General features: G+C 73.8%; 1 pseudogene. It reads left to right on the top strand.

The features are described 5' to 3' along the window. A pseudogene (locus IH13_RS0127930) lies at positions 1-328 on the top strand (ATP-dependent DNA ligase); the annotation flags it as partial.

The following is a 328-nucleotide window of genomic DNA, read 5'->3' as shown; positions in this document are numbered from 1 at the left end:
GGCCACCGGAGCGGCGCCCGCCGACGTGCGCCGGGCCGTCATGCTCGCCGGATCGCTCCAGGCCGTCGCCCGCGCCCTGCTCGCCGACGGACCCGCCGCCCTCGGGGCCTTCCGGCTGACCGTCGGCCGTCCGGTCCTCCCGATGCTGGCCCACACCGCCCGCTCGGTCACCGAGGCCATCGACAAGCTGGGGCCGTGCGCCGTGGAGGAGAAGCTCGACGGCATCCGCGTCCAGGTCCACCGCGACGGCCCCGAGGTGCGGCTCTACACCCGGACGCTCGACGACATCACCGCTGTCTCTTATACACATCTCTGAGCGGGCTGGCAA

The sequence above is a fragment of the Streptomyces sp. NRRL WC-3549 genome (assembly GCF_000721935.1).
In the GTDB taxonomy this organism is placed as follows: Bacteria; Actinomycetota; Actinomycetes; order Streptomycetales; family Streptomycetaceae; genus Streptomyces.
Note: the sequence above shows the minus strand (reverse complement) of the source record. Positions and strands in the feature narration are given on the sequence as shown.